10 protein-coding genes are annotated in these 12,785 nt (G+C 69.0%); 6 read left to right on the top strand and 4 right to left on the bottom strand.

Annotated features, from left to right (window positions below):
- Window positions 1-24: 24 nt before the first annotated feature.
- Complete coding sequence (locus ACYVGS_RS00470; protein ID WP_460587575.1) at window positions 25-657, bottom strand: OmpA family protein; 633 nt, start codon at window positions 655-657, stop codon at window positions 25-27.
- 134 nt (window positions 658-791) lie between these two features.
- Between ACYVGS_RS00470 and ACYVGS_RS00465 the strand changes: the two genes are divergently transcribed.
- Entirely contained in the window at window positions 792-1,829 is a 1,038-nt protein-coding gene (locus ACYVGS_RS00465) for a metal-dependent hydrolase (RefSeq protein WP_460586659.1), read from the top strand.
- A 32-nt stretch (window positions 1,830-1,861) separates the two neighbouring features.
- On the opposite strand, the gene ACYVGS_RS00460 is transcribed toward ACYVGS_RS00465, so the two are convergent.
- The 3 genes from ACYVGS_RS00460 to ACYVGS_RS00450 all read right to left on the bottom strand — a co-directional run bounded on the left by ACYVGS_RS00460 (window position 1,862) and on the right by ACYVGS_RS00450 (window position 6,039).
- Window positions 1,862-2,194: a cupin domain-containing protein gene (locus ACYVGS_RS00460; protein ID WP_460586658.1), complete on the bottom strand. Its 333-nt coding sequence runs from the start codon at window positions 2,192-2,194 to the stop codon at window positions 1,862-1,864.
- A gap of 80 nt (window positions 2,195-2,274) precedes the next feature.
- Window positions 2,275-4,881, bottom strand: a complete 2,607-nt coding sequence (gene ppdK / locus ACYVGS_RS00455) for a pyruvate, phosphate dikinase (protein WP_460586657.1) — start codon at window positions 4,879-4,881, stop codon at window positions 2,275-2,277.
- 270 nt (window positions 4,882-5,151) lie between these two features.
- The gene (locus tag ACYVGS_RS00450) at window positions 5,152-6,039 is read right to left on the bottom strand and encodes an LLM class flavin-dependent oxidoreductase (protein WP_460586656.1); all 888 of its coding nucleotides are present in this window, start codon (window positions 6,037-6,039) and stop codon (window positions 5,152-5,154) included.
- Window positions 6,040-6,228: 189 nt separating this feature from the next.
- On the opposite strand from ACYVGS_RS00450, the gene ACYVGS_RS00445 reads away from it, so the two are divergent.
- Genes ACYVGS_RS00445 through rlmKL form a run of 5 tightly spaced genes read left to right on the top strand, consistent with a single transcriptional unit; the run spans window position 6,229 to window position 12,722 of the window.
- On the top strand, window positions 6,229-7,416 hold the full coding sequence (locus tag ACYVGS_RS00445) for an acyl-CoA dehydrogenase family protein (protein ID WP_460586655.1): 1,188 nt from the start codon (window positions 6,229-6,231) through the stop codon (window positions 7,414-7,416).
- 13 nt (window positions 7,417-7,429) lie between these two features.
- Window positions 7,430-8,554 carry an acyl-CoA dehydrogenase family protein gene (locus tag ACYVGS_RS00440; protein WP_460586654.1) on the top strand — a complete coding sequence of 375 codons (1,125 nt, stop codon included), beginning with the start codon at window positions 7,430-7,432 and terminating at the stop codon, window positions 8,552-8,554.
- A 46-nt stretch (window positions 8,555-8,600) separates the two neighbouring features.
- Window positions 8,601-9,290 (top strand): hypothetical protein, encoded by a 690-nt coding sequence (locus ACYVGS_RS00435; protein ID WP_460586653.1) that lies wholly within the window; start codon window positions 8,601-8,603, stop codon window positions 9,288-9,290.
- Complete coding sequence (locus tag ACYVGS_RS00430; protein WP_460586652.1) at window positions 9,266-10,396, top strand: hypothetical protein; 1,131 nt, start codon at window positions 9,266-9,268, stop codon at window positions 10,394-10,396. The genes ACYVGS_RS00435 and ACYVGS_RS00430 overlap by 25 nt, the downstream gene beginning before the upstream one ends.
- A gap of 1 nt (window position 10,397) precedes the next feature.
- The gene (gene rlmKL / locus ACYVGS_RS00425) at window positions 10,398-12,722 is read left to right on the top strand and encodes a 23S rRNA (guanine(2445)-N(2))/(guanine(2069)-N(7))-methyltransferase (RefSeq protein WP_460586651.1); all 2,325 of its coding nucleotides are present in this window, start codon (window positions 10,398-10,400) and stop codon (window positions 12,720-12,722) included.
- Window positions 12,723-12,785: the final 63 nt, after the last annotated feature.

The following is a 12,785-nucleotide window of genomic DNA, read 5'->3' as shown; positions in this document are numbered from 1 at the left end:
CGGGGCAGGGCTCAGGTGCGGGGCTCAGGTGCGGGGCAGGATGTGCAGTTCGACGCGGCGATTCTGCGCGCGTCCGGCTTCGCTGCTGTTGTCGGCGATCGGCTCCTCGAAGCCGCGGCCTTCCACCAGCATCCGCGAGCGGTCCACCTGCCGGGTGACCAGGTAGTCGGCCACGCTACCCGCGCGGCGTTCCGAGAGTTCCTGGTTGAGGGCACGTCCCCCGGTGTTGTCGGTGTGTCCGCTGACCCGCAGCGTCGTGTCGGGATACTTGGTCACCACCTCGGCGACCGAATTCAACACCGGGTAGAACTCGCTGCGCAGCGTGTGCGAGTTGGTAGCGAAGGTGATGTTGCCGGGCATGATCAGGCGGATATTGTCGCCCTCGCGGCTGACCCGCACGCCGGTTCCCTCCAGCTGCTGACGCAGCTTGGCCTCCTGCACATCCATGTAGGCGCCGACCCCGGCGCCCGCCAGGCCGCAGCCGAGGGCGGCATTGCGCGCCCACTTGGAGGATTCGATCGAGCCCACCAGGGCGCAGGCGACGGCGGCACCGGCGCCATAGGTGGCGGCCTTGCTGGCCTGCTGGTTGCCGGTGTAGGGGTTGACGGTACAGCCGGCCGCGAGCGCGGCGAGACACAGACTGCTGATGATTCGCATGGACATGGGCAATGCTCTCCCTGTTGGTGACGTGCCATTGACACTGGCCGCCAGTGTAAACCAGTGCCACCGACAAGCGAGCAAAAAGCCGGGAAAAACCGGATAATGGCAGAGTCAGAGACAGGAGAGCAGCAGTGGATCCCTTGACCCAGGGCGTCGTCGGCGCCGTCGTACCGCAGTCCTCCGCCCGGCCGCGACAGGTTGTCGTGGCGGCCATCCTGGGCCTGCTCGGGGGCATGGCACCGGACCTGGATGTGCTGATTCGCTCCAGCAGCGATCCCCTGCTGTTTCTCGAGTACCACCGCCAGTTCACCCACGCCCTGGTCTTCATTCCCGTGGGTGGCCTGCTCTGCGCCCTGGTGCTGCACCCGCTGATCGGTCGCCGCGGTGGCCTGCGCTTCTGCCAGAGCCTGCTGTTCTGCACCCTGGGCTATGCCACCCACGGCCTGCTCGATGCCTGCACCACCTACGGCACCCTCTTGCTCTGGCCCTTCAGCGATCAGCGCTTCGCCTGGAACAGCATCTCCATCATCGACCCCCTGTTTACCCTGCCGCTGCTGGCACTGGTGGTGCTGGCGGCGAGGCGCCGGCAGCCCTGGCTGGCGCGCCTGGGCGTCGCCTGGGCCGCGTGCTACCTGGCTCTGGGCTGGCAGGCCCGGGACACCGCGGTGGAGCTGGGCACGGTGCTGGCGCAACAGCGCGGCCACCAAGTCCTGCGGCTGGAGGCCAAACCCGGCTTTGGCAATCTGCTGGTGTGGAAGGTGGTCTACGAGACTCCGCAGGCCTTTCATGTCGACGGCCTGCGGATCTGGCCCACGCCGCGCTGGTATCCGGGGGAATCGGTGCCGAAACTGGCGCCGGAGCGGGACCTGCCCTGGCTCGACCCCGACTCCCAGCAGGCCCGGGATCTGGCGCGTTTCACCTGGTTCAGCAACGGCTACGTGGCACTGGACCCGCGGGACCCGCAGCAGGTCATGGACGTGCGCTACTCCATGCTGCCGAACGAGATTCGCCCGCTGTGGAGCATCCGCCTGCGGCCGAATGCCGAAGCGGACGCGCACGTGGAGTGGCTCACCCAGCGCGAGGGTGGCCGCGAGCGTGCGGGCGAGCTCTGGGCGATGATCCTGGGGGAGGGCGTCGAGGCGCGCCCACTGGCGATCGGGGGCGGCTAGCGCAACCCGGATTCAGTGGTGCGCGCTATCACTCAATTGTTGCTGGCAAAGAACACCAACAGCAGCATGTCTTCCTCGACTTCGAAGAAGGAGTGCTCGGTGGTGGCGCTGACGTAGAGCAGTGCACCGGGGCCGACCACCTTCTCGGCGTCGTCGCCCAGGCGCATGCGCGCGCGACCCTCCAGCACCAGGTAGACTTCGTCGTCGTCGTGGGGCGCCTGCATGTCGCGGCTGCCCGCGACCAGACGATAGAGCCCGCAGCTGAGTGCGGGCACCTTGAGAAACTCCTGGTATTCCACCGGCTGGCCCTTGAGCCGCTGCCGAATCTCCGCCAGGTCGAAGACCTTCCAATTATCCTTGCTCATTCACCTCACCAGGCCTTGGAGGAAAAGGGGACAGGCCCCATCGCGAAAAGGGAGCCTGCCCCTTGCCTCCGCTCTTTATATCACAGGCCCAGCTCCCGGCGCACCCTGGCCTGGGCCGCGGCGATGCGCGCCACCGGCACCCGGAAGGGGCTGCAGGAAACGTAGTCCAGGCCCAGATCGTGGCAGAACTGGATCGAGCGCGGGTCGCCGCCGTGTTCGCCGCAGATGCCGTACTTGATACCCGGCTTGCGGGCCCGGCTCTCGTGCACCGCCATCTCCATCAGCCGGCCCACGGCGCGCTGGTCGAGGGAGACGAAGGGGTCGCTCTCCACCAGCTTCTTGTCCAGGTACTGGGGCAGGAACTTGCCGACGTCGTCGCGGGAGAAGCCGTAGGTCATCTGGGTCAGGTCGTTGGTGCCAAAGCTCATGAACTCCACCTCCGGCGCCAGGCGATCCGCCCCCAGGGTGGCCCGCGGTGTCTCCATCATGGTGCCGATCTTGTAGGGGATGGAGATGTGCTTCTCCTGCATCACCGCCTGGATGCCGCGGTCGATGATCTCGCTGATCAGGCGGATTTCACGCACGTTGACCACCAGCGGGATCATGATCTCCGGCAGCGGCTTGAGGCCCTCTTCGGTGGCCCGCACCGCGGCGCCGATGATCGCCCGCACCTGCATCTCGGTGATTTCCGGGTAGACGATGGACAGGCGGCAGCCGCGGAAGCCCAGCATCGGGTTGACTTCGCTGAGGTTGGCGGTGATCTCGCGGATTTTCTCCACCGGTTTGCCCAGGCGCTCGGCCAGGGAGCGCATGTCCGCCTCGTCGTGGGGCAGGAACTCGTGCAGCGGCGGATCCAGCAGGCGCACGGTGACTGGCAGGCCGTTCATCACCCGGAACAGGGCCAGCATGTCGTCTTCCTGGAAGGTCAGCAGGCGGTCGAGGAAGCCCTGGCGCTCCTCGCGGGTCTCCGCCAGGATCATCCCGCGCATAACGTCGATGCGCTCCGCCTCGAAGAACATGTGCTCGGTGCGGCACAGGCCGATGCCCTCGGCACCCAGTTCCCGGGCCTTGGCGGCGTCCTCGGGGGTTTCGGCATTGGCGCGCACCTTCAGGCGGCGGTGCTGGTCGGCCCAGGACAGCAGGGTCTGGAAGTCTTCGCTGGAGCTGGCTTCGGTCTTGGGCACGTCCCCCAGCATCACCTCGCCGGCGGTGCCGTCGAGGGTGATCACGTCACCGCGGTGAATCACCACACCGCCGGCGGTGGTCGCCGTGCCCTCGGCATAGTTGATGCGCAGACCGCCGGCCCCGGTGATGGCGCAGACGCCCATGCCCCGGGCCACCACCGCCGCGTGGGAGGTCATGCCGCCCAGCTCGGTGAGGATGCCGGCGGCCACCTTCATGCCGTGGATGTCTTCGGGGGTGGTCTCCCGGCGCACCAGCACCACGCTGTGGCCCTTGGCCGCCTCCTCGACCGCCTCGTCGGCGGAGAAGACCACGCGCCCGGTGGCGCCGCCGGGGCTGGCGGGCAGGCCGGTGGCGACCACGTCGGTCTTTTTCTCCGGGTCCACCATCGGGTGCAGGAAGGCCTCCACATGCTCCGGCGAGACCCGCATCAGCGCCTCGCTCTCGCTGATCAGGCCCTCGTTGACCATGTCCACGGCAATCCGCACCGCGGCGCGCCCGGTGCGCTTGCCGCTGCGGGTCTGCAGCATGTAGAGCACACCTTCCTGGACCGTGAACTCCAGGTCCTGCATGTCGCGGTAGTGCTTTTCCAGAATTGCCTGGATGCGGAACAGCTCCTGGTAAGCCTCGGGCAGGCGCTCCTCCAGGGCGGCCACCGGCAGCGGCGTGCGGATACCCGCCACCACGTCCTCGCCGGCGGCGTTGAACAGGAACTCGCCGAAGAATTCCGGCTCGCCGGTGGAGGGGTTGCGGGTAAAGGCCACCCCGGAGCCGGAGGTGTCGCCAAAATTGCCGAAGACCATGGCCTGCACGTTGACCGCCGTGCCCAGGCTGTCGGGGATGTTGTTCATCTCCCGGTAGACATGGGCGCGGGGAGTGTGCCAAGACAGGAACACCGCCTCCACCGCCAGGCGCAACTGCTCGAAGGGGTCCTCGGGGAAGTCCACCAGGGTCTTGTAGATGGCGATGATCGCCTGCCAGTCCTCGGCGGTCATGTCGACGTCGGTCTGCTTGCCGTGGGCGGCCTTGTATTTCTCGATCTCGTGCTCGAACTGTTCGCCGTCGGCGCCGAGCACCACGTCGGCAAACATCTGGATAAAGCGCCGGTAACTGTCGTAGGCAAAGCGCGGGTTGTCGGTGCGGCGCGCCAGGCCGGCGGCAATCTCGTCGTTCATGCCCAGGTTGAGGATGGTATTCATCATCCCCGGCATGGACACCGGGGCGCCGGAGCGCACGGAGAACAGCAGGGGATTCTCCGGGTCGCCGAAGCGGGCGCCCATTTTCTTTTCCACCAGGTCCAGGGCCACCCGGTACTCCTGTTCCAGCAGGCGCGGCAGCTGGTTGCCCGCCTCGAAGAACTCGCGGCAGGTGGGCGTGGTGATGACGAAGCCATAGGGGACCGGCAGGCCCAGGGAGGTCATCTCGCACAGGTTGGCGCCCTTGCCGCCGAGCAGGTCGCGATCGTCCTTGCTGCCTTCGTTGAACAGGTAAACGCGTTTGGCCATGGTGTCTCCGCTTGCATGGAATGGGTGGCTGCCCGAAAGGACCGCGGGAGTATACCCCAGCCACCCGGCTGCCGGGAGTAAAAATGCCTTGTGAAACAGTAGCTTGTAGTCAAACTACCGGTCCGGGGGATTTTTCCCGGGGCCCGCCCCGCCGAGCGGGAAAACCGGTAGTAATACTACCGGGCGGCCCGCCGTGACCGGCGGTGCGAGGCGACCCCGGTGAGCGACCCGGCGGGTGAGTTTCGCGGGCGGGGCGGGTGAGCGCGCCGCTCAGCGGCGCGCGGCGACGACCTCGGCCAGGCGGTCTATCTCGGCGAGGTCGGCGGTCGCCGGCACCAGGAAGACCTCCTCGCAGCCCGCGGCCTCGGCGTTGTCCAGGCCCTCGCGCACGGCGTCGGGGCTACTGCGGCTGACCGAATTGGCCATCCACTCGGCGATCTCGTGGCCGGCGATGGCCAGGTAGTCGTAGACGTAGTCGTGCAGGCGCTGCTGGGCATTGTCCGCCAGGCTGCACCAGAAGCCCCCCAGGCGGTAGGGACGGCCGCCGCGGCCGGCCTCGTCCCAGGCCTGGTCGGCGCGCTGGAAGGCACTCTCCAGCTCGCCGCGTTCGGCGTTGCCAGACCAGGCATAGAGGCCGTTGGCCCAGCGCATGCAGCGGCGGATACTCTTGGGGCCGAGCACGCCGGCGAGCAGCTCCGGGCCCTCCGGCTGTTCCGGGCGCGGCCCGATGGGCCCGCCGCCCTCGATGATTTCCTCGCCCCGCCAGACCCGCCGCAGCGCCTCCACCTGGCGGTCCATGCGGCCGTAGCGGCCCTCGAAGGGGGCCTCGAGTGCGGCATAGTCCTTCTCGCGGCCGCCGTAACCGACGCAGACCCGGTTCACCCGCCCCGGGGCCAGCAGCTGCAGGGAGGCGACCTCCTTGGCCACCCGGGCGGCACTGTGCATGGGTAGCACATAGAGTGTCGGGGTGATCTCCACCCGTTCGGTGCAGGCGGCAGCTGCCGCCAGCAGGACCCGCATGTCCACCGTGGGGCCGTGCACCCGCTCGCCGCAGGAGAGGCTGTCGAAGGGGCCCTGGTCGATACGCCGGAACCACTCCAGGTACGTCGCCCGGTCGAGATCGGCTTTCATGTAGGGAAGACAGACGCCTATTTTCATTATGGTCTCCGATTGCTTGCCTGAGGGGGCATTATGCACCGCTGGCCCCAGAGCCGTGGTCCAGCGCAGTGAACCGCCCGCGCATGCTGCGGGGCAGTGAACATTTTCGACAGCGAATCTGGCCCCCGCGCCTGCTGCGACAGCGGGGTGGCCCGGGCTAGGATGCGTCAGACAGCGGGAGGAATGCGCATGGACATCCGTTTCAACGCCGCCCAGCGCGCGCTGCGCGACGAATTGCGGGGCTACTTTGCCGGCCTGATGACACCGGCGCTGCGGGCCGAATGCGAGCGCGACATGGGGGAGGGCGGAGGCCCGCTCTGGCGCGAGGCACTGCGGCGCATGGGGGGGGACGGCTGGATAGGCCTGGGCTGGCCGGAGTCCCTGGGCGGGCGCGGGCTCAGCCCCCTGGAGCAGTTCATTTTCGTCGAGGAGGTGATGCGCGCGGGCTATCCCTTCCCCTTCCTGACCACGGAGTCCGTGGGGCCGATGCTGGCGGAACACGGCAACCCCTGGCTGCAGGAAACCCTGGTGCCGCGCATTTTGCGCGGCGAGCTGGTGATTGCCATCGGCTACTCGGAGCCCGAGGCCGGCACCGACCTCGCTGCCCTGCGCACCCGCGCCGAACGCGACGGCGACGGCTGGGTCATCAACGGTCAGAAAATGTGGACCTCCCTGGCCCACTTCAGCGACTACATCTGGCTGGCGGCGCGCACCGACGCCGACGCCGGCCGCAAGCACAAGGGCATTTCCCTGTTCCTGGTTCCCACCAGCGACCCCGGCTTCAGCTGCCGTCCGGTGCATACCCTGGGCGGTGTCCGCACCAACGCGACCTTCTACGACAACGTGCGGGTCAGCGACGCCCACCGGGTGGGTGAGCTAAACGGGGGCTGGAAGCTGATCACCGGGCAGCTCAACCGGGAGCGCCTCAGCCTGATCAATTTCGGCCCGGTGTCCGAACTGTTCAACGCCGTGCACCACTGGGCCGCCGAAACCGACGCGGCCAGCGGTGGCCGGGTCATCGAGCAGGCCTGGGTGCAGCAACACCTGGCCCGCTGCCGCACCCTGATCGAGTGCATGAAGCTGATGGTCTACAAGCAGAGCTGGGCCATGAGCACCGGGCAGCTGGGCATGGCCGAGGCCTCGGCCATCAAGGTGTTTGGCTCCGAGGCCTTTATCGAGATCTTCCGCCTGCTGGGGGAGGTGGTGGGTCCCGCGGCTGTGCAGCGGGCCGGCAGCCCGGGTGCCAACGCCGTCGGCGGCCGCCTGGAGCGCCTCTATCGCACCGCCTCGATCATCACCTTCGGCGGTGGGGCCAACGAGATCCAGCGGGACATCATCGCGGCGGCCGGGCTATGGATGCCCCGGTCGGGCCGCTGAGAGGAGAAGCAGAATGGACTTTGCCTTCAGCGATACCCAGACCGCCATCCGCGAGCTGGCGGGGCGCATCTGTGAAGAGGGCGTCGAGGCAACGGGGCTCGCCCGCTACGACGAGTTCCGCGACTTGCGCTTTGATGCTGGCCTCTGGCAAACCCTGTGTGATGCGGGGCTGCCGGGTGTGGCGGTGCCCGAGGAGCTGGGGGGCAGCGGCCAGGGCCTGGTCGAGCTCTGCCTCCTGTTGGAGGCGGTGGGGCACAGTCTGGCGCCGGTGCCGGCACTGGCCCATACGGTGACCGGTCTGCTACCCCTGCAGCGCTACGCCACCCCGGCCCTGCAGGCGGCGATACTGCCGGCGGCCTGCCGCGGGGAGCGTCTCCTCACCGGCGCCTTCTGGCAGGCCGCGGATACGCCCCCAACCAGCCTGCAGGCGGAACTGCAGGACGGCGCAATTCGTCTTTCCGGCAGCTATCCGGCCCTGCCCTGGGCGGCCCAGGCGGACCACCTGCTGTTGCCGGTGCGCTTGCAGGGTGAGCTGGCGGTGGTACTGCTGGACCGGGACAGCCCGGGCCTGACGCTGACACCCCTGCAGCTGACCCATTTCGAGCCCCAGGCGGCACTGGCGCTGGAGGGCGTCTCACTGCCCCTGGAGCGGGTGGTGTGCCGGGAGGAGGCCCACGCGCTGTGGGACTGGGTGCGCCTGCGCTTGCGCGCCGGGCTCTGCGTGCAGCAATTGGGCGCCGCCGAGCGGGTACTGCGTATGAGTGCCGGCTACACCAGCGAGCGCCACCAGTTCGGCGTGCCGGTAGCCACCTTCCAGGCGGTCGGCCATCGCCTGGCGGACGCCTTTATCGACGTCGAGTGCCTGCGCCTCACCAGCTGGCAGGCAATCTCCCGGCTCGCTGCCGGGGAGAACGCCGAGCTGGAGACCCGCATGGCCGCGGTGGTCGCCGCGGATACCGGTCACCGGCTCAGTTACGCCGCCCAGCATGTCCACGGCGGTACCGGCATTGACCGCGACTATCCGCTGTGGCGCTACTGCCAGTGGCTGCGCTACCAGGAAATGGTGCTCGGCGGTGCCGGGCAGCAGCTCGAGACCATCGGCCGGGACTTGGCCCGGGGCGAGGGGCTTTTTACCTGAGTCGGGGCTCTGCCCCGCTCGCGGGCTGGGTTACACTGCGCGCCTGATGATGACGCGCCTGCTTTTGCCGATTGCCCTTGCCTGCCTCACCGCCTGTGCCAGCGGCGGGGGAGGGCTGTCCGCCACCCCCCATGCCGGGGTGAACCTGGCCGGGGACTGGTCGCTGGACTACGCTCGCAGCGACAATCTGCAGCAGCGTGTCAATGTGCTCCTGCGGGAGTTGCGCGAGCAGGCCGAGCGCCGCGCCCGGGCCGACATGGACGGGCGCGGACCGGTTCTCGCTGCCTCGGTCGGCGGGGTGTCCGATCGCGGCGAGGCGATCATCGCCCTGGCGCGCATGGCCGACAAGGTCAGCGGCAGCCCCCTGCTGAACATCGAGCAGGACAGTGCGCGCCTGCGCATTCACCGGGAGAACGACTTTACCCTGCGCTGTGACACCGGCAGTGGCAGCGCGCCCCTGCGCCGCGACATGCTGGGTGCGGAGCGCTGTGGCTGGGACGGCCACCAGTACGTGCACAGCATCCAGTTGCCCGATGGGCTCAGTATTCACTACCGCTTTACCCTGGGCCCGGCCGGTGACTGGCTGCACGTGGCCACCAGCCTGAGCTCCCGTCAGGTCTCCGCCCCCTTTACCGTCAGCCGCGTCTACCAGCGCTTCGACCCCGAGGCCGCCGGGTATCACTGCGAGCAGACCATCACCCGAGGCAAGGTATGTACCACCGCCGCCTCGCCCTGAGCCTGCTCCTGCTCTGCCTTGCCGGCTGCGCCGCCCCGGGGCCGGTGTCGCCGCCGCAGGCCGACCTCGCCGAAAACTGGCCGCCGCCGGTGGGGGAGGTGGTCCTGCAGGTGCGCGACACAGCGCTGACACCCCTGCTGGATGTCGGGCTGGTGGTCTTCGAGGCGGGCCTGGCGGAGGAGGCCACCGCGGCCGACGGGGTGTTCCCCGGCATTCGCCGCCACGAGACCCGCCTGCTGCCGGTTCGCCTGCGCCAGGCCCTCGAGGCCAGCGGCGCCTGGGGCGCGGTGCGGGTGCAGCCGGATGCCCGGACCAGCGCCCACCTTCAGGTGCGCGGCCGCATCCTGCACAGCGACGGAGAGCGCCTGGTGCTCGCCCTGCGCGCCGAGGATGCCCGCGGCCGGGTCTGGCTGGATGCCACCTACCACGACATCAGCACTGCCGGGGACTACCCCGTGGCCCCCGGGCGCGACCCCTTCGCCGACCTCTATCGCGCCGCGGCCAATGACCTGCTGGCGGCCCGGGCAGCACAGCCTCCGGCGTCCCTCGTGCAGCTGCCCCGGGTGGCGACCCTGCGCTATGCCGCCAGCCTGTTGCCGGGCGCCTTCGAGGATTATCTCGCCCGGGGTGCGGCGGGGGAGTGGCAGCTGCGCCGCCTGCCCGCGGCGGACGACCCCATGCTGGCCCGGGTGCAGATGATCCGCGACCGGGAATACCTGTTTGTCGACACGGTGGATGAACAGTACCTCGAGCTGGCGGAGGCCCTGCAGCCCGCCTACGACCTCTGGCGGCAGTTCACCCGCGAGCAGTCGCAGTACCGGGCCGGCTATCGCGCCCGCCTGCCGGAGCGCGAGGCCGCCGGCCCCCCCGGCAGCTACGCCGCCATGGAGCAGGCCTACAATGCCTTCCGCTGGAGCCGCATTCAGGAGCAGGACCTGGAAGAACTGGCCCGGGGCTTTGTCAACGAAGTCCGCCCCACCGTGCTGTCGGTGGACGGCCGCGTCTACCGGCTCAGCGGCAGCTTGTCGAGCCAGTACGCGGAGTGGCGGAATATTCTCGGCCGGATACTGGCCCTCGAACTCGAAACACCACAGGAGACCCATTGACGTGACAGAGCATTCCGCGACACCGGCGCCCGGCGCGTCCCGGACCTGGTTCGCCACCTGCCCCAAGGGCATGGAGCAGCTGCTGGCCGAGGAGCTGAGCGCCCTGGGAGCCAGCGAGGCCCGGGAAACGGTGGCTGGCGTGCACTTCGCCGGGCCCCTGGCCCTGGGCTACCGCGCCTGCCTCTGGTCGCGCCTGGCCAACCGGATCCTGCTGCCACTCGCGCAGATTGCCGCCACCGATGCCGACGGTCTCTACCGCGGACTGCGGGAGGTCGACTGGGGTGCCATCATGAGCCCGCGGCAGCGCTTTGCCATCGACTTCAGCGGCGAGAGTCCGGACATCCGCAACACCCGCTTTGGCGCCCAGCGCAGCAAGGACGCCATCGTCGACTGGTTCCAGGCGAGCCTCGGCGAGCGACCCACCGTGGACCGGCAGAAACCCGACCTGCGCTTCAATGTCCGCCTCGGCAAGCAGGGCACCCTGCTGGCATTGGACATGGGGGGCGGCAGCCTGCACCGGCGCGGCTACCGTCTCAAGGCCGGCGAGGCGCCGCTGAAGGAAAACCTGGCCGCGGCCATTCTGTTGCGGGCTGACTGGCCGGGCATGGCGGCCCGCGGCGGCGCGCTGATCGACCCCATGTGCGGGTCCGGTACGCTGCTGCTGGAAGCGGCGATGATGGTGGCGGATATCGCCCCCGGCCTCGGGCGCCGGCACTGGGGTTTCAGCGCCTGGCGCGGCCACCAGCCGCGGCAGTGGGAGGTGCTGCTGCAGGACGCCCGCCAGCGGGCGGATCGCGGCCTGGGCGCCCAGCTGCCGGAAATCCGCGGCTACGACGCCGACCCCGCGGTGGTCCGGCGGGCGCAGGAAAACGTCGCCGCCCTCGGTCTCGAGAAGGTCGTAAGAATTAGCTGCAAGCCACTGTCTAAATTGAAAAAACCGACCCATCGAGAACTGCCAATCGGGCTGCTGGTGTGCAACCCGCCCTACGGCGAACGACTGGGGGAGCGGTCCAGCCTGGCCTACCTCTACCGGGAGCTGGGTGAATGTATGCTGCGGGAATTTCCCGGCTGGCAGGCGGCCATCTTCACCGCCGATGCCGCCCTCGGGCGCGCCACCGGCCTGCGCAGTCACAAGCAGTACAAACTGTGGAACGGGGCCCTGGCCTCGCAGGTATTGCTGTTTGATCTGCAGGACAACCGCCTCAGCGACCGTCGCCCCGACGAGGCTTTGACCGCCGCGGGGCTGGTCGACGATCAGCCGAAGCGAAAAGCGGGTGGTGCGGCCCGGGCGGCTGGGTCGGATGCCGCGAGCGAGGCGGGTGGGCCGGGTGCCGCGAGCGCGGCGCCGGGCACGGTGGCGGAGGCGACGCCAGCCGCACTGACTCCCGGGGCGGAGATGTTTGCCAACCGGCTGCGCAAGAACCGGCGCAAGCTGGCATCCTGGGTCAAGCGCGAGGGCATCGAGGCCTACCGCCTCTACGATGCCGACATGCCGGAGTACGCCGTGGCGGTAGACCTCTACGGCGATCACGTGCACGTGGCGGAATACCAGGCGCCGCGCTCGGTCTCCGAGGCCCAGGCCGAGCTGCACCGGGAAGAGGTGCGCCAGGCCCTGCCGGTGGCCCTCGGGGTACCCCCGGCGCGCATCGTGTTCAAGACGCGCCAGCGCCAGCGCGGGAGCGAGCAGTACACCCGCCAGGACCACCGCGGGGAGCTGCGCTCCGTGCGCGAGGGGCAGGCGCGTTTGCTGGTCAACCTCACCGATTACCTGGATACCGGCCTGTTCCTCGATCACCGCCCGCTGCGCTTGCGCCTCGCCCGGGAGGCGGCCGGGCTGCGCTTCCTCAACCTGTTCTGCTACACCGGTACCGCGACCGTACACGCGGCCCTGGGGGGCGCGCGACAAACCACCAGCGTGGACCTCTCGAACACCTACCTGGGCTGGCTGCGCAAAAACCTGGCCCACAACGGCCTGGATGAAAACCGCAATCGCCTGGAGCGTGCCGACTGCCTGGCCTGGCTGGGGCAAAACCGCGACACCTTCGACCTGATTCTGCTGGACCCGCCGTCCTTCTCCAACTCGCGCCAGGTTGCGGACACCTTCGACGTGCTGCGCGACCAGGTGGAGCTGGTGCGCCTGGCCATGGCGCGCCTCGCCCCCGGCGGCACCCTCTACTTTTCCAACAACCGGCGGGGCTTCAAGCTCGCGGCGGAACTGGAGGCAACATTCCACTGCGAGGATATTTCCCGGCAAACCCTGGACCCGGACTTCCAGCGCAACCCGCGCATCCACCAGTGCTGGCGGATTCGGCATGCGCCGGCCTGATGCCAGTGCCGGACGGCTCCGGCACAACCCGGGGCGCCGCGGCGGCAGTGGACGGCTCACCTG

The organism is Haliea atlantica (genome assembly GCF_054779855.1).
This window is presented reverse-complemented; position numbering and strand designations above follow the sequence as displayed.